Annotated in this window: 14 protein-coding genes; 8 read left to right on the top strand and 6 right to left on the bottom strand. The window is 60.8% G+C overall.

Features of this window, described 5'->3' with window-relative positions; genetic code table 11:
- Positions 1-41: 41 nt before the first annotated feature.
- Positions 42-1,535 carry a CoA-acylating methylmalonate-semialdehyde dehydrogenase gene (locus M1E16_RS03210; RefSeq protein WP_458129193.1) on the bottom strand — a complete coding sequence of 498 codons (1,494 nt, stop codon included), beginning with the start codon at positions 1,533-1,535 and terminating at the stop codon, positions 42-44.
- A gap of 63 nt (positions 1,536-1,598) precedes the next feature.
- A complete protein-coding gene (locus M1E16_RS03205; RefSeq protein WP_458129192.1) occupies positions 1,599-2,948 on the bottom strand; it encodes an omega-aminotransferase AptA in 1,350 nt (449 codons plus the stop codon).
- A 121-nt stretch (positions 2,949-3,069) separates the two neighbouring features.
- On the opposite strand from M1E16_RS03205, the gene M1E16_RS03200 reads away from it, so the two are divergent.
- The 5 genes from M1E16_RS03200 (at position 3,070) to M1E16_RS03180 (ending at position 8,008) form a co-directional block, all read left to right on the top strand.
- Positions 3,070-3,990 carry a LysR family transcriptional regulator gene (locus M1E16_RS03200; RefSeq protein WP_434602727.1) on the top strand — a complete coding sequence of 307 codons (921 nt, stop codon included), beginning with the start codon at positions 3,070-3,072 and terminating at the stop codon, positions 3,988-3,990.
- A gap of 105 nt (positions 3,991-4,095) precedes the next feature.
- Entirely contained in the window at positions 4,096-4,746 is a 651-nt protein-coding gene (locus tag M1E16_RS03195; RefSeq protein WP_458129191.1) for a TetR/AcrR family transcriptional regulator, read from the top strand.
- A 6-nt stretch (positions 4,747-4,752) separates the two neighbouring features.
- The gene (locus M1E16_RS03190) at positions 4,753-5,346 is read left to right on the top strand and encodes an IMPACT family protein (protein WP_458129190.1); all 594 of its coding nucleotides are present in this window, start codon (positions 4,753-4,755) and stop codon (positions 5,344-5,346) included.
- Between the two features lie 443 nt (positions 5,347-5,789).
- Positions 5,790-6,476 carry an SDR family oxidoreductase gene (locus tag M1E16_RS03185; protein ID WP_458129189.1) on the top strand — a complete coding sequence of 229 codons (687 nt, stop codon included), beginning with the start codon at positions 5,790-5,792 and terminating at the stop codon, positions 6,474-6,476.
- A gap of 173 nt (positions 6,477-6,649) precedes the next feature.
- Entirely contained in the window at positions 6,650-8,008 is a 1,359-nt protein-coding gene (locus tag M1E16_RS03180) for an 8-oxoguanine deaminase (protein ID WP_458129188.1), read from the top strand.
- A 118-nt stretch (positions 8,009-8,126) separates the two neighbouring features.
- Here the strand turns inward: M1E16_RS03180 and M1E16_RS03175 are convergent, their stop codons facing one another.
- Positions 8,127-9,218, bottom strand: coding sequence for a calcium:proton antiporter (locus tag M1E16_RS03175; protein WP_458129187.1), 1,092 nt, complete (start codon positions 9,216-9,218; stop codon positions 8,127-8,129).
- Positions 9,219-9,404: 186 nt separating this feature from the next.
- Between M1E16_RS03175 and M1E16_RS03170 the strand changes: the two genes are divergently transcribed.
- On the top strand, positions 9,405-10,358 hold the full coding sequence (locus M1E16_RS03170; RefSeq protein ID WP_434626287.1) for an adenosine deaminase: 954 nt from the start codon (positions 9,405-9,407) through the stop codon (positions 10,356-10,358).
- Positions 10,359-10,475: 117 nt separating this feature from the next.
- Here the strand turns inward: M1E16_RS03170 and M1E16_RS03165 are convergent, their stop codons facing one another.
- Positions 10,476-11,810 (bottom strand): MFS transporter, encoded by a 1,335-nt coding sequence (locus M1E16_RS03165; RefSeq protein ID WP_458130279.1) that lies wholly within the window; start codon positions 11,808-11,810, stop codon positions 10,476-10,478.
- 137 nt (positions 11,811-11,947) lie between these two features.
- Complete coding sequence (locus tag M1E16_RS03160) at positions 11,948-12,682, bottom strand: ArsR/SmtB family transcription factor (RefSeq protein WP_458129186.1); 735 nt, start codon at positions 12,680-12,682, stop codon at positions 11,948-11,950.
- 321 nt (positions 12,683-13,003) lie between these two features.
- Here M1E16_RS03160 and M1E16_RS03155 point away from each other — a divergent pair, with 321 nt between their 5' ends.
- Together M1E16_RS03155 and M1E16_RS03150 are read left to right on the top strand one after the other, a co-directional pair.
- Positions 13,004-14,017, top strand: a complete 1,014-nt coding sequence (locus M1E16_RS03155; protein WP_458129185.1) for a zinc-binding alcohol dehydrogenase family protein — start codon at positions 13,004-13,006, stop codon at positions 14,015-14,017.
- A 145-nt stretch (positions 14,018-14,162) separates the two neighbouring features.
- The gene (locus tag M1E16_RS03150) at positions 14,163-14,333 is read left to right on the top strand and encodes a hypothetical protein (protein ID WP_305497035.1); all 171 of its coding nucleotides are present in this window, start codon (positions 14,163-14,165) and stop codon (positions 14,331-14,333) included.
- 1 nt (position 14,334) lies between these two features.
- Here M1E16_RS03150 and M1E16_RS03145 read toward each other — a convergent pair whose 3' ends face one another.
- A complete protein-coding gene (locus M1E16_RS03145; protein WP_434695966.1) occupies positions 14,335-15,537 on the bottom strand; it encodes a multidrug effflux MFS transporter in 1,203 nt (400 codons plus the stop codon).
- Between the last annotated feature and the right edge of the window lie 91 nt (positions 15,538-15,628).

Below are 15,628 nucleotides of genomic sequence, written 5' to 3'. Positions count from 1 at the left end.
AGGCCGGTGGCCCAAGGGCACCGGCCTTTGTATTACGCCGATTACAGGCTGGGGAATGCGAACTGCGAAGCCTCGTGGCTGGCACGCTGCGGCCAGCGCTGGGTAATGGCCTTGCGACGGGTATAAAAACGCACCCCGTCCGGACCGTAGGCATGCAGGTCGCCAAACAATGAACGCTTCCAACCGCCAAAGCTGTGATAGGCAACAGGCACGGGCAATGGAACGTTTCCACCGACCATCCCGACTTCGATCTCATCACAGAACAACCGTGCCGCCTCCCCGTCCCGGGTAAAGATACAAGTACCGTTGCCATACTCGTGATCATTGATCAGTTGCATCGCCTCTTCCAGGCTGTTGACCCGGACGATACACAGCACCGGACCGAAGATTTCCTCCTTATAGATACGCATCTCGGGCGTTACGCGATCAAACAGGCAACCGCCCAGGAAAAACCCTTCTTCATGCCCAGACACACTCAAGCCGCGACCATCGACGATCAGCGAGGCGCCTGCCGCCACACCCTCTTCTATATAGCCGCTGACTTTGTCCCGATGCTGGCCGGTCACCAACGGCCCCATGTCCAGACCGCAAGACGTACCGGCACCGATCTTCAGTGCCTGGATCTGCGGCACCAACTTGGCCACCAGCGCATCCGCCACCTGATCGCCGACACACACCGCCACCGAAATCGCCATGCAACGCTCACCACATGAACCGTAAGCTGCGCCCATCAGCGCGCTGACGGCATTGTCCAGGTCGGCATCCGGCATCAACACCGCATGGTTCTTGGCACCGCCTAGCGCCTGAACGCGTTTGCCGCGACGAGTACCTTCGGCATAGATGTACTCGGCAATCGGCGTCGAGCCAACAAAACTCAGCGCCTTCACTTCCGGCGCTTCGATCAGTGCATCCACGGCTGCCTTGTCGCCATGGACCACACTCAACACCCCCTTTGGCAGACCGGCTTCCAGCAGCAACTGGGCGATCAGCAGCGTCGAACTCGGGTCACGCTCGGATGGCTTGAGGATGAAGCAGTTACCGCAGACGATCGCCAGCGGATACATCCACAGCGGCACCATCGCCGGGAAGTTGAACGGGGTGATGCCCGCCACCACGCCCAACGGTTGAAAGTCTGACCAGGCGTCGATGTTCGGTCCTACGTTACGGCTGTATTCGCCCTTCAGTATTTCCGGCGCCGCACAGGCAAACTCGACGTTCTCGATACCGCGCTTGAGCTCACCGGCGGCGTCTTCGAGGGTCTTGCCATGTTCTTCGCTGATCAACTGGGCAATGCGCGACTCGTTCTGCTCCAGCAACTGCTTGAAACGAAACATCACCTGGGCACGCTTGGCCGCCGGCGTATTGCGCCAGGCCGGGAAAGCCGCCTTGGCGGCATCGATGGCCTGCTGGACAGTTGCGCGATCCGCCAGCGGGACCTTGTGGATTGCTTGCCCGGTGGATGGGTTGAACACGTCGGCCGTGCGTGCGCTGTCGCTCAGCAATTCGCCATTGATCAGATGCGGGATGAGGCTCATGGGGACTCCAGACGATTCGCTCGCCAGACGCTCTTGAACGAGCGTCTCTATATAAGAAAGAAATCAGTCGATTTTATTCAGCACGTCACCGACCGCATCGAACAGGCGATCCAGGTCCTGCGGCTTGCTGTTGAACGTTGGCCCGAACTGCAGGGTGTCGCCGCCGAATCGCACATAGAACCCGGCTTTCCACAGGGCCATCCCGGCCTCGAACGGACGCACGATGGCGTCGCCGTCGCGCGGGGCAATCTGGATCGCCCCGGCCAGGCCGAAGTTGCGAATGTCGAGGACGTTCTTCGAGCCTTTCAAACCATGCAAGGCATTCTCGAAATGCGGCGCGACCTCGGCCACGCTTTGCACCAGGTTTTCCTTCTGCAACAGATCCAGTGCCGCCAGGCCAGCCGCACAGGCCACCGGGTGCGCCGAATAGGTATAGCCGTGGGGGAACTCCACCGCATATTCGGGCGTCGGCTGGTTCATGAACGTCTGGTAGATTTCCGAACTGGCAATCACCGCCCCCATGGGGATGGCGCCGTTGGTGACCTGCTTGGCGATGCACATCAGGTCCGGAACCACGCCAAAGCTATCAGCGCCGAACATCGAACCGGTGCGACCGAAACCGGTAATGACCTCGTCAAACACCAGCAGGATGTTGTGCTGGTCGCAGATCTGCCGCAGACGATTGAGATATCCCTCAGGCGGGACCAGGACCCCGGCGGATCCGGCCATCGGCTCGACAAATACGGCCGCAATGTTGGAAGCGTCGTGCAGCTCGATCAATTTCATCAGCTCATCGGCCAGAGCGATGCCACCTTCCTTCGGCATGCCACGGGAATAGGCATTGCTGGCCAGCAAGGTGTGGGGCAGATGATCAACGTCCATCATGGCCTGGCCGAACAATTTACGGTTGCCACTGACACCGCCCAGGCTGGTGCCGGCGATGTTCACGCCGTGATAACCACGGGCACGGCCGATCATCTTGGTCTTGGTGGCCTGCCCCTTGAGGCGCCAGTAGGCACGGACCATCTTCACTGCGGTATCGGCGCACTCGGAACCGGAGTCGGTGAAGAACACATGGTTGAGGTTGCCCGGGGTCAGGCTGGTGATCTTTTCCGCCAGCTGGAACGACAGCGGATGGCCGTACTGGAATCCCGGGGAATAATCGAGGGTGCCCAATTGCGTGGCGACCGCCTCCTGGATTTCCTTGCGGGTGTGCCCGGCGCCACAGGTCCACAAGCCCGACAACGAATCGTAGACCTTGCGCCCCTTGTCATCCGTCAGCCAGCTACCCTCGGCGGCGACGATCAAGCGGGGATCGCGTTGGAAGTTACGATTGGCCGTGTAGGGCATCCAGTGGGCATCCAGCTTGAGCTGGCTGGCCAGGGAACCGACAGCGTGTTCGGGCATGTTCATCGACAAAACCTCGCAGGGCATGAGCGGCATGAAGCCAAGGCGTTCTTGCGGCTACGTTGCCACGACGATAAAGTCGGTGAAATCCAGCTTTTCTAACCTTCAGTCAGCGGATCACTAAACTATGAGCGCTCGTCGTCCCGATCCACTGGCCCAAGTCAGCGACTTCGATATCCGCTTGCTGCGCATTTTCCGCAGCGTAGTGGAATGCGGCGGATTTTCGGCAGCGGAAACCGTGCTTGGCATCGGCCGCTCGGCTATCAGCCAGCAGATGAACGATCTGGAGCAGCGTCTGGGCCTGCGTCTGTGCCAGCGTGGACGCGCGGGCTTTTCACTGACGGAGGAAGGGCGGGAAGTCTATCAATCGGCATTGCAGTTATTGAGCGCGCTGGAGAGCTTTCGCACCGAGGTCAACGGCCTGCACCAGCATTTGCGCGGTGAATTGACCATCGGCCTGACGGACAATCTTGTCACCCTGCCCCACATGCGGATCACGCACGCCTTGGCCCAGTTGAAAGAACGCGGGCCGGACGTGCAGATCCAGATTCGCATGATCGCTCCCAACGAAGTCGAACAAGGCGTGCTCGACGGGCGCCTGCATGTCGGCGTAGTGCCCCAGGCCAGCGCCCTTTCCGGACTCGAATACCAACCGCTCTACAGTGAACGCTCGCTGCTCTATTGCGCAGTAGGTCATCCGCTGTTTTATGTGGACGACCAACAGCTTGAAGACGCTCGGCTCAACAGCCAGGACGCCATCGCGCCAACCTTTCGCCTGCCCGCCGAGATCCAGGCTCACTACCAGGCACTCAACTGCACCGCCAGCGCCTCGGATCGCGAAGGCATGGCGTTCCTGATCCTCACTGGACGTTACATTGGTTATCTGCCGGATCACTACGCCAATCTATGGGTTCAGCAAGGACGTTTGCGAGCCCTCAAGCCCTTGGCACGCTTTTATGATCTGAGCCTGGCGTCGGTCACACGCAAGGGTCGCCGCCCGCACCTGGTGCTGGAAAGTTTTCTCGAAAACCTGGCGGCAACCCGCTGACATTTTTGCAGTACACGGCTTTTATGGCAGCAGCACTTGTCGGATCCGCGCCGGTGCGCTATGAACGCACTTGCCCGCCCCCACAGACCCAGCCCGGAAACGTCCATGACCTTTGAAGTTCCTGCCCATGGTGGCAAGCCTACCGGCCGTATTCGTCAAAAAAACGAGGAAACCATCCTCAGGGCCGCCGAGGATGAGTTCGCCCGCCACGGCTTCAAGGGCACCAGCATGAACGCCATCGCCCTGAAGGCCGGATTGCCCAAGGCGAACCTGCATTATTACTTCACCAACAAGCTCGGACTCTACGTTGCCGTGCTGAGCAACATCATCGAATTGTGGGACAGCACTTTCAATTCCCTGACCGCCGAGGACGATCCAGCGCAGGCATTGACCCGCTACATCCGCGCCAAGATGGAATTCTCACGGCGCCAGCCCCAGGCATCGCGCATTTTCGCCATGGAAGTGATCAGCGGCGGCGAATGCCTGAGCGAGTATTTCAACCAGGATTATCGCGCCTGGTTCAAGGGCCGCGCGGCCGTGTTCCAGGCCTGGATCGATGCGGGCAAAATGGACCCGGTCGATCCGGTTCACCTGATTTTTCTGCTGTGGGGCAGCACCCAGCATTACGCCGATTTCGCCACCCAGATCTGCCGCGTGACCGGGCGTAGCAAATTCACCAGGCAAGACATGATCGACGCCGGCGACAATCTCATCCGCATCATTCTCAAAGGCTGCGGCCTGACACCAGACCTCTAGGACTCCATGCCTTATACCCTTGCCGGCTTTTGCGAATACCGTGAAGAAATCCGCAAAAGCCGTTTCATCACCTTCGCCGCCCCCATCACCAGCCCCGCCGAGGCCCAGGCCTTTATAGAGCGGCACAGCGACCTGGACGCCACGCATAATTGCTGGGCATGGAAACTGGGCGACCAATATCGCAGCAGCGACGATGGCGAGCCGGGCGGCACCGCCGGGCGCCCGATCCTCGCGGCCATCCAGGCCCAGGATTGCGATCAGGTCGTGGTGCTGGTCATACGCTGGTACGGCGGAATCCAGCTGGGTACCGGCGGTTTGGCCCGCGCCTATGGCGGCGGTGCGAACAAATGCCTGCAAACCGCCGAGAAGGTCGAATTGATCAGCCGCGTAGCGCTGCGTTGCCTGTGCGGTTTCGCCGAGCTGGCCCTGGTGAAACTGCGGATAGCTGAATGCGGCGGTCTGGTCCTCACCGAGGATTTCACCGCCAACGGCGTGGAACTTCAATTGGCAGTCGGTGAAGAACACATCGAGAGCCTGCAGACGCGACTGGCCGACTTGAGTCGCGGACAGATACGACTTGAGCGCCCGGCAGCCTCATGAAAAAGACACAGGTTTGCCCACATGCGCTGTGCACCTGCCTGTGGATAACCTGGGCGCATCCAGCTGTAACCCTTCTGTCATGCGGGTTTTCGAGCATTGTTCATTTTTCATACAAAAATTCGCCGATCCGGCGAATCCGTCAAAAAACAAATGGTTGCGATGCTTTATCGCCTTTAGAAGAAAGCCGCACAGGGCTTATGCCCGAGTTTCAGGCTTGCGCACAATAACTGTGGAGCAACCTGTGGATAACCCGTTCATGGCTCCAGCGGCCCCAAGAACAGCATGGCTTGCAGCCGACTGATCATTTTTTAACCAGACATTATAAGGACTTGAACCAGATCGAAACCGCATGACCGCTCCCGACGCGTTGTGCGGCAAGCTGAAACAACCGCCCGGGCAATGTTGTCCATTAACTCCGTGACTTTTCTTTCAAGGAAGCATTCATGAATTCGGCAAAAACCGCATTGATCATCGGCGCCTCTCGGGGACTGGGCCTCGGCTTGGTGAAGACGCTTCTGGGTGATGGCTGGAACGTGACCGCCACGGTACGTAACCCACAGAACGCCGAGGCCTTGAAGGCGCTGGGCCCGGTTCGAATCGAAAAGCTCGACATGGACGACCAGCAAGCCGTCATCGCCTTGAGCCAGCAGCTCAGGGACCAGACCTTCGACCTGTTGTTCGTCAATGCCGGCGTCAAAGGCCCCGACAACCAGAGCCCGGGCGGCGCAACGCTGGCTGAGGTCGGTCAGCTGTTCTTCACCAATGCCGTGGCACCGATCAACCTCGCCCAACGCTTCGTCGGGCAGATCCGCGACGGCAGCGGCGTGCTGGCCTTCATGAGCTCGGTGCTGGGCAGCGTGGCCATGCCCGACGCCCCCGAACTGGCGCTGTACAAGGCCAGCAAAGCCGCGCTCAACTCCATGACCAACAGTTTTGTCAGTCAGCTGGGCGAGCAAGCATTGACCGTCCTGTCGCTGCACCCGGGCTGGGTAAAGACCGACATGGGCGGCGAAGGCGCGGCCATCGATGTCGAAACCAGCACCCGTGGGCTGATCGATCAGGTCAACGCCTTTGCCGGCAAGGGTGGGCATCACTTCGTCAATTACAAAGGCGAGACGATTCCCTGGTAATCACCCCGATACCCCTGGAGCATCCAATCCTGCAGGACTTTTGTCGGGCACTGGAAATGTGTCCGGCAACCTGAGTACACTCCGAACCGCGCCCTCCAAGGCGCCCCTGGATCAGCAGACAGGGCATCACTGAGCTGGCTAACCTGAACCCACTTTCAGAGGAGCCGGCCACCATGCCTGCGACCCGTACCTGGTTAAAAAATCCCCTCGCCATTTTCACGGCCAACGGCCTCGATGCCAGTGGCGGTCTCGTCCTGCAGGACGGTGTGATCGTTGAGCTGCTCAGCGCCGGGCAACAGCCCGCACAGCCTTGTGACACCGTGTTCGATGCTCGAGAACACGTGATCCTGCCGGGGCTGATCAACACCCATCATCACTTCTACCAGACCCTGACCCGCGCCTGGGCACCCGTCGTAAGCGAGCCGTTGTTCCCATGGCTGAAGACTCTCTATCCGGTATGGGCGCGGCTGACTCCGGAAAAACTCGCGCTGGCGAGCAAAGTCGCGTTGGCCGAACTGCTGTTGTCGGGTTGCACCACGGCGGCCGATCACCACTACCTGTTTCCCGAAGGCCTGGAAAACGCCATCGATGTGCAAGTGCAATGCGTCGGTGAGCTGGGCATGCGCGCAATGCTGACCCGTGGTTCCATGAGCCTGGGCGAGGCCGACGGTGGATTGCCGCCGCAGCAGACCGTGCAGCAGGGCCAGGTGATTCTCGACGACAGCCAGCGACTGATCGCTCGATACCATGAGCGCGGTGCCGGCGCGAAAATCCAGATTGCCCTGGCGCCTTGCTCGCCGTTTTCGGTCACGCCCGAGATCATGCGCGCCAGCGCCGAGCTCGCGGAAAAGCTCGACGTACGCTTGCATACCCACCTGGCCGAAACCCTCGACGAGGAGGACTTCTGCCGGCAGCGCTTCGGCCTGCGCACCGTTGATTACCTCGACAGCGTCGGCTGGCTGGGCCCACGTACCTGGCTGGCCCACGGCATTCATTTCAATCCTGACGAAATAACCCGTCTCGGCGCCGCCGGAACCGGAATCTGCCATTGCCCCAGTTCGAACATGCGCCTGGCCTCGGGCATTTGTCCGACGCTTGAACTGACCGCAGCCGGCGCGCCATTGGGCCTGGGGGTGGATGGCTCGGCGTCCAACGATGCGTCGAACATGCTGCTGGAAACCCGTCAGGCGCTATACATTCAGCGCTTGCGCTATGGCGCGCAAGCGATCACGCCGGAGAAGGTGCTGGGCTGGGCGACCCGGGGCTCGGCACAATTGCTGGGACGCAGCGACATCGGCGAACTGGCAGAGGGCAAACAAGCCGACCTGGCGATGTTCAAGCTTGATGAGTTGCGCTTTTCCGGCAGCCACGATCCGATCTCGGCCCTGCTGCTGTGCGGTGCTGATCGGGCGGACCGGGTGATGGTCGCGGGTCAGTGGAGAGTGATCGATGGACAGGTCGAAGGGCTGGACCTGAAGGGCTTGATTGCCGACCACAGCCAGGCGGCGCGGGAGCTGATCGCGGGTACCTGACCCAACCAGAAAACCTGTGGGAGCGAGCCTGCTCGCGATAGCGGTTTCATATCCGGCACTGATATTGACTACCTGGCCTCATCGCGAGCAGGCTCGCTCCCACAGGGCTGTGACAGGCTTAAAGACCGAGCAACGACAACATGATAAACGTGGCAAACAGCACAAAGTGCGTCATGCCCTCGATGGCGTTGGTTTCGCCATCATTGAGGTTGATGGCGCTGACGATCAGGGTGATGAAGATCATCACCGTTTGCACCGGGGTCATCGCCATCTGGAAAGGCTGGCCGGTGTAGAGGGCCATGGCTTCCATCACCGGCACCGTCAGGATCACGGTGGACAGCGACGCGCCCAAGGCGATGTTCACCACCGACTGCATGCGATTGGCCAAGGCTGCGCGCAGGGCGGTGAGAATTTCCGGAGCAGCGGAGATGACCGCCACCAGAATTGCCGTGACCACCGGCGGCGCGCCGGAGCCTTCCAGCCCGAGGTCGATAGCCTTGGACATGACTTCGGCCAGCGCACCGATGACCACCACGCCGAACACCAGTGCGCCGATGGAAAACCCCAGGCTGATGGGTTTCGGCTCGGCTTCCACCGGTTCTTTCCTGCGGCGTTTTTCCGGGTAGCTGTAGCTGAAGAAATAGCTGTGTGGCCCCACCTGCATGCGCAAGAACAAGGTATACAAGACGATCATCGCGCCGATGGTGAATGCCGAATAATGCTTCCAGTTTTCCTGCGGAATAAACTCCGGCACCACCATCGACACGCCCATGGCGGTGAGGATCATCACGCTGTAGGTACGCGCCGAATCGTCGTTATAGACCTGCTCGCCGTGCTTGAGCCCACCCATCAGCGCCGCCAGTCCGAGAATGCCGTTGATATCGAGCATCACCGCCGAATAGATCGTGTCCCGTACCAGGGTCGGCGACGCCTCGTTACTCATCATGATCGCCAGGATCACCACTTCCACCAGCACCGCCGACAAAGTCAGGATCATCGTGCCGTAAGGATCGCCGACCTTTTCCGCCAGCAACTCGGCGTGATGGGCCACGCGCATGGAGGCCGCGACGATGAAACCGATCAGCACCAGGCCGCCAGCCAACGCCACGACCTGCCCGCTGCCCAGCAGCCAATGCTCCAGCGGGTAGGCGACAAAAGCGGCAAGCAGGGCCAGCAGCAGCAATTTTTCTTGCTTGATCAACGTCAGCATCGTGGGCCTATCGCCATGGACGGGTCATGAGCTACTAGACTGTGACGTGACGGGAACGTTTCCTTCGGATGTGCCGTAGCTGTCGTTCAGGCTTGCGCGGTTAGTGGATCAGCCGGTCAGGTTTTACCAGACGTCGGCGTCCACCCCTGTAGAATGCCGCCATTGATTCGCTGATGAGAAAAAACCATGTACGACTGGCTTAACGCCTTGCCCAAGGCTGAACTGCACTTGCACCTGGAAGGCTCGCTGGAGCCCGAGCTGCTGTTTGCCCTGGCCGAACGCAACAAGATTGCCCTGCCTTGGAACGACGTGGACACCCTGCGCCAGGCCTATGCCTTCAACAATCTGCAGGAGTTTCTCGACCTGTATTACCAGGGCGCCGACGTGCTGCGCACTTCCCAGGATTTCTACGACCTGACCTGGGCCTACCTGCTGCGCTGCAAGGCACAGAACGTGATTCACACCGAACCGTTCTTCGATCCGCAGACCCACACCGACCGGGGCATTCCATTCGAAGTGGTGCTCAACGGTATTGCCGCCGCCCTCAAGGACGGTGAGCAACAACTGGGCATCACCAGCGGCTTGATCCTGAGCTTCCTGCGTCACCTGAGCGAAGAGCAGGCGGAAAAAACCCTCGACCAGGCGCTGCCCTTCCGCGACGCGTTCGTGGCCGTGGGCCTGGACAGCTCGGAGATGGGTCACCCGCCGAGCAAGTTCCAGCGGGTGTTCGACAGGGCGCGCAATGAAGGCTTCCTGACCGTCGCCCACGCCGGCGAAGAAGGCCCTCCCGAGTACATCTGGGAAGCCTTGGATCTGCTGAAAATCCAGCGCATCGACCACGGCGTGCGAGCCATCGAAGACGAGCGGTTGATGCAGCGGATCATCGACGAACAGATCCCCTTGACGGTTTGCCCGTTGTCCAACACCAAGCTATGCGTGTTCGATGATATGTCGCAGCACAACATCCTCGACATGCTCGAACGCGGCGTGAAGGTGACGGTGAACTCCGATGACCCGGCGTACTTCGGCGGCTACGTCACCGAGAACTTCCACGCGTTGCACACGCATCTGGGCATGACCCAGGACCAGGCCAGGCGGTTGGCGCAGAACAGCCTCGATGCGCGGTTGGTGAAACCTTAAGACTGGCGATGATCCTTTGTGGGAGCGAGCCTGCTCGCGAAAGCGGTGAGTCAGTCGACATCATTTTCGGTTGTCGGACCGCCTTCGCGAGCAGGCTCGCTCCCACTTGGATGAGGTTCAATCGACGACCGTACCCTCACTCAGTTCCTCCAGCGTCTTGCCCCGCGTCTCCATTCCAAACAACCAGACCACGCCTGCCGCCACGGAAAAACACAGGGCACCAAGGGCGAACACTCCGCCCTGCCCGGTGATCGGAAAGACCAAGCCGGTCACCAGCGGTCCAAGCAGCGAACCGATCCGACCGACCGCCGAGGCAAAGCCCGATCCCGTGGCTCGCGCCGAGGTGGGATACAGTTCCGGGGTGTAGGTGTAGAGCACTGCCCACATGCCGAACAGGAAAAACTGCATCAGCAGCCCGGAGCTGATCAGCAGCGTGACGTTCCCGCCAAACACCGCGCTCTGGCCATAAAGAAATGCCATGACCCCGCCGCCCAGCAGCGTGATGACACACACCGGTTTACGCCCCCACCGCTCCACCAGCCAGGCCGCCATCAGGAAACCGGGAATCCCGCCGAGGGAAATCAGCACCGTGTAATAAACCGACTGGGTCACCGCAAACCCCGACTGCTGCAGCAGCGCGCTGAGCCAGGACGTCAGCCCGTAGAAGCCGAGCAAGGCAAAGAACCAGACGCTCCAGATCATCATCGTGCGCTGGCGGTACAGCGGTGACCAGATCTGCGCCAGAGCCGAAAAGAAACTGCCGGGCACCGTCGCCAGTGTCGGCAGGCGAATCGGTTCGGGCAGGTCCTGGCGACCCAGCGAGGCCCGGACCTTGTCTTCGATCCGCTTGAGTACGGCATCCGCCTCGGCGCCCCGCCCCGCCTGCTCCAGCCAACGTGGCGACTCGGGGATGAAGAAGCGAATCACCAGGACGAACACTGCCGGCACCGCCAACACCAGGAAAATGTCCCGCCAGCCGATCAGCGGCAGCAGGAAATACGACAGCACCCCCGCCGCCACGAAGCCCAGCGGCCAGAAGCCATCCATCAAGGCGATGTAGCGTCCGCGCTGCCTCGCCGGGATCAGCTCCGAGAGCATCGACTGGGCAATCGGAAACTCCATGCCCATGCCGATGCCCAACAGGATGCGAAACAGCGTCAGCGTCTCCACGTCCTGGGCGGTGGAACACAGGTAACTGGCAAGCCCCCACAAGACGATGCTCCACTGGAACACCGGTTTGCGTCCGAAGCGATCGGCAAGCATGCCCGACAACGAGGCGCCCAGCACCATGCCGAAAAAGCTTGAACTGGCCAACAAGCCGGCCTGGGCGGCGCTCAAGCCGAACTCGGTTCTGATCGAGCCCAGCAGGAACGTCATCATGGCCAGATCCATGGAATCAAAGAAAAAAGCCAGCGCGATAATAATGAAGATGACCCGGTGATAGCCGCTCATGGGCAACCGCTCAAGACGTTCCGCTGCACTGTAAACGTGAGTGTCCACTATTGCGTTCCCCCCATCCGATAGAACCCCGGACCGAGTGTGCGCGAACCTCACGGGCGGCTATTGCTGATAACGACCTGTGTACCGCTCTAGAGCGCCATTTCCAGAACCTCTTGCCTGGCGAATCGATGGATTTCCTGTTGACCGAGCGCGGTTACCTGCAACGCCCTGGAGTCGCTGGGCAGGCTGAGCCAGCCAGACTGCATGAACAATTGCAGCAATGCCGCCCCCAGCGCCCCTCCCAGATGTGGACGACGTTCGCTCCAGTCGGGGCAGGCGCAGGCCATACGCGTCTCGCGATGAGCCAGTGCCTGGATGAACAGACCTCGCCCAGCCAGTTGGCTGGCACCTTTATGCGTGACGACCACCCGATGCTCAAGCTGTTCGAGCCATCCGGCTTCCAACAGCCGCTGATACAGGTCCGCCGCCAGTGTGCCTCCCAGGTGGTCATCGCAAAGCCTGGCCCGCATCAACGAGGCAGGCGCCGTTGGTGTCCTGGTTGGCATGAGGCTGCGCTTGAAGACTTCCGGAACCTGTCGCGGCATGCTGGCCAGGGTTGCGCTCGCCAATGCATCGACGGCAGCGCCGATCTCGGGTGCCGCCAGGCGAAAAAACCGCTTGCGGCCACGGATCTCGACCTTCACCAGGCCACCGGCAGACAGACGTCCCAGATGGGCATTGGCCGAGGACGGCGAAAGCCCGGCCAGCAAGGCCAACTCTTCAGCTTGCCGGGCCGTACCGTCCATCAACGCCCACATCATTGCGCTGCGCTTGGGGTCGGCCAGCAGCGTGGCGATCTGGCTGATGCAAGGTGCATGTTCCATGTATTCACTCCCTGTTGAATCGTTCGTCTACTGCTCTGGGCGTACTGAGCCGTAATGAGGTGCCGGCGGGTTCCTGGCCGGTTGCAGCCGTGCTCGATGCCATGCCGATACACTCGGCCGCTAGTATAAGCGCGCGGATCACGGTTGCCTGTCCTCCGGAAACCTTTGGAGGCGATTGTTCGTGAGGGAAAAGTCTCTATTTATCCGCGACTATGGCCATTATCAAAAAATCATTGAAAGAGCCTGTCGTTCCAGCTGCTTTAATCTCGCATCTGAATAGCCAAACATGGGCTTCATCGAACCCCCTTACGGAGCTGCTGTATGAAAGCCATCGCGTATTACCAATCGCTGCCCATCGCCAACCCACAATCGCTGCAGGACATCGAGTTGCCCGAACCGGTCGCCGGCCCCCGCGACCTGCTGGTGGAAGTCAAGGCCATTTCAGTCAACCCCGTCGACACCAAGGTCCGCCAGAACGTCCAGCCCGAAGCAGGCGCGGCCAAGGTGCTGGGTTGGGACGTGGCCGGCGTGGTCAAGGCCGTAGGCAGCGAAGTCACGCTGTTCAAGGCCGGAGACAAGGTGTTCTACGCCGGTTCGATCGCCCGGGCCGGAGGCAACAGCGAGTTGCACGTTGTCGATGAGCGCATCGTCGGTCATATGCCGCAGACCCTCGGTTTCGCCGAAGCGGCCGCACTGCCGTTGACCGCTATCACCGCCTGGGAATTGCTCTTTGATCGATTGCAGATCAAGGAAGGCCAGAGCGATCTGGGCCAGAGCCTGTTGATTGTCGGCGCCGCCGGGGGTGTGGGTTCGATCCTGACGCAACTGGCCCGCCAACTCACCGGACTGAACGTCATCGGCAGCGCTTCCCGGCCGCAGACCCAGGAATGGGTGCGAGACCTGGGCGCCCACCTCGTCGTGGATCACAGCCAACCGCTGAGCGATGCACTGAAGGAGGCGGGCCAGGCCCAAGTGACCCACGTTGCCAGCCTGACGCAGACCGATCAGCACCTCGACCAACTGGTCGAAGCCCTGGCGCCCCAAGGCAAACTGGCACTGATCGATGATCCCAAATCGCTGGACGTGACCAAGCTCAAGCGCAAGAGCCTGTCGTTGCATTGGGAGTTCATGTACACCCGTTCACTGTTCGAGACCGCCGACATGCTTGAACAACACAAGCTGCTCAACCGCGTGGCCCGACTGATCGATGCCGGCACGTTGAAGACCACGGTGGGCGAACACTTTGGCACCATCAATGCCGAGAACCTGCGCCGGGCTCACGCGTTGCTGGAAAGCGGCAAGTCCAAGGGCAAGATCGTGCTAGAGGGCTTCTGACTGCAGCGGGCAGTTGCCCTGCAAACAATCCTGTGGGGGCAACTGCACCGTTAGTCCGACAATTGACCGTCGTCACAATTGCGCTGGCATTCGGGTCTACACTCGAGGCCTTTGCAACGCAATCTTTTACGTGAGGAGGTCAGCAATGAAGATCCTGATAAAAGAGGTGGCAAAATCCCAATGGCAAGTGCGTCTTGACCAGCACGTCGTGACCTTTCGCTCAGAAGCCGAAGCCCAGGCTTTCGCCGCGACCTTGCAAGCGCGCATCCATGCGCCGCATCAATTTCCCGAACATCAGCAACGTGCCGCCAGCTGACTCAGCTTTGCTGGCCCGCCTGAGCGAGCGCCCGGGCGTTCTGCAGCCGACGGGTCAGCATCGCGGCACCCACCACCAATAGTCCGCACAGGCTGATTACCATCGCCATCGGCACTGCCGTGCCGTCATGCAGCGCCGCCACCAGTGCGGCGGCCCCGGCGGCTACGGAAAACTGCAGGCACCCCAGCATCGCCGAAGCGCTACCGGCACGAGCCCCCTGCCCGTTCATGGCGCAGGCCGATGCATTGGGAAGGATGCAGCCAAGGCTGGCGATGCAGATGAACAATGGGATCAGTAACGGCCACAAACGCTCCGGCTGCAAGGCGCTGACAGCCAGTAAACTGAGCCCGGCTATCCAGTAGACCCAGACGGCGCGAGCCAGCAAAAATGCCGGGCCTCGCCTGGACAACAAGCGGGCATTGACCTGGGCCACCAGGATGAAACCCGCCGCGTTGGTACCGAACAGCCAGCCGAAGTGTTCGGCCGGTACGCCGTAAAGCTTGATGAAGACAAATGGCGAACCGGCGATATAGGCAAACATCCCGGCAATCGCGATGCCGCCCGTCAGGGCGTGCCCCAGGAAAACCGAGTCTGTGAGAAGCCGACCGTACTGACGCAACGCGCCGGATAACGGTTGCCGAGGTACGTGAGCCGGCAAGCTCTCCGGGAGCCACAACGCGACGGCCGTCGCCGCGAGCGCGCTGAACAAGGTCAGGCCGATGAAAATTGATTGCCAACCGTACAGGTTCACCAGCAAGCCGCCGAGCATCGGCGCCAGGATCGGCGCCAGGCCCATCACCAGCATCAGTTGCGAGAACACCTTGGCCGAGCCCACCGCGTCGCATTTGTCGCTGACTACCGCCCGGGAGATCACCATCCCGGCACAGCCGCCCAACGCCTGGACGAAACGAGCGCCAATCAGCCATTCGAGACTGGGCGCATAGGCACAGGCCAGCGATGCCACGGTGAACAAGCCGACGCCTGTCAGCAACGGGATACGCCGTCCAAAGCGATCCGCCACCGGCCCGTAGGCCAGTTGCCCGAGGGACAGCCCGAGGAAGTAGGCGGCCAGGGTCAGCTGGACATGGTTTTCATCGGTGCCAAAGGCGATCGCCATTGCCGGGAAGGCCGGCAGATAGAAATCGATCGCCAAGGGACCAAAAGCGCTCAAGGCGCCAAGAATCAGAATGGTACGGAGGTTCATCGGGCGTCCAGCTCAGGCGTCAGTCGGCAGCCCGACAGTCTAGCCGGGCTGGGCGCTCTTGAACATTCCGATAGGTCGCTAACGATTGAAA

The sequence above is a fragment of the Pseudomonas sp. Z2-11 genome, from assembly GCF_054161305.1.
Note: the sequence above shows the minus strand (reverse complement) of the source record. Positions and strands in the feature narration are given on the sequence as shown.

Bases quoted from the DNA above. Each gene is read 5' to 3' on its own strand.
- M1E16_RS03185 (WP_458129189.1), top strand. From the start codon at position 5,790: ATGAATTCGGCAAAAACCGCATTGATCATCGGCGCCTCTCGGGGACTG.
- M1E16_RS03195 (WP_458129191.1), top strand. From the start codon at position 4,096: ATGACCTTTGAAGTTCCTGCCCATGGTGGCAAGCCTACCGGCCGTATT.
- M1E16_RS03150 (WP_305497035.1), top strand. From the start codon at position 14,163: ATGAAGATCCTGATAAAAGAGGTGGCAAAATCCCAATGGCAAGTGCGT.
- M1E16_RS03170 (WP_434626287.1), top strand. From the start codon at position 9,405: ATGTACGACTGGCTTAACGCCTTGCCCAAGGCTGAACTGCACTTGCAC.
- M1E16_RS03175 (WP_458129187.1), bottom strand. From the start codon at position 9,218: ATGCTGACGTTGATCAAGCAAGAAAAATTGCTGCTGCTGGCCCTGCTT.
- M1E16_RS03205 (WP_458129192.1), bottom strand. From the start codon at position 2,948: ATGAACATGCCCGAACACGCTGTCGGTTCCCTGGCCAGCCAGCTCAAG.
- M1E16_RS03165 (WP_458130279.1), bottom strand. From the start codon at position 11,810: ATGAGCGGCTATCACCGGGTCATCTTCATTATTATCGCGCTGGCTTTT.
- M1E16_RS03155 (WP_458129185.1), top strand. From the start codon at position 13,004: ATGAAAGCCATCGCGTATTACCAATCGCTGCCCATCGCCAACCCACAA.
- M1E16_RS03210 (WP_458129193.1), bottom strand. From the start codon at position 1,535: ATGAGCCTCATCCCGCATCTGATCAATGGCGAATTGCTGAGCGACAGC.
- M1E16_RS03190 (WP_458129190.1), top strand. From the start codon at position 4,753: ATGCCTTATACCCTTGCCGGCTTTTGCGAATACCGTGAAGAAATCCGC.
- M1E16_RS03200 (WP_434602727.1), top strand. From the start codon at position 3,070: ATGAGCGCTCGTCGTCCCGATCCACTGGCCCAAGTCAGCGACTTCGAT.
- M1E16_RS03180 (WP_458129188.1), top strand. From the start codon at position 6,650: ATGCCTGCGACCCGTACCTGGTTAAAAAATCCCCTCGCCATTTTCACG.
- M1E16_RS03160 (WP_458129186.1), bottom strand. From the start codon at position 12,682: ATGGAACATGCACCTTGCATCAGCCAGATCGCCACGCTGCTGGCCGAC.
- M1E16_RS03145 (WP_434695966.1), bottom strand. From the start codon at position 15,537: ATGAACCTCCGTACCATTCTGATTCTTGGCGCCTTGAGCGCTTTTGGT.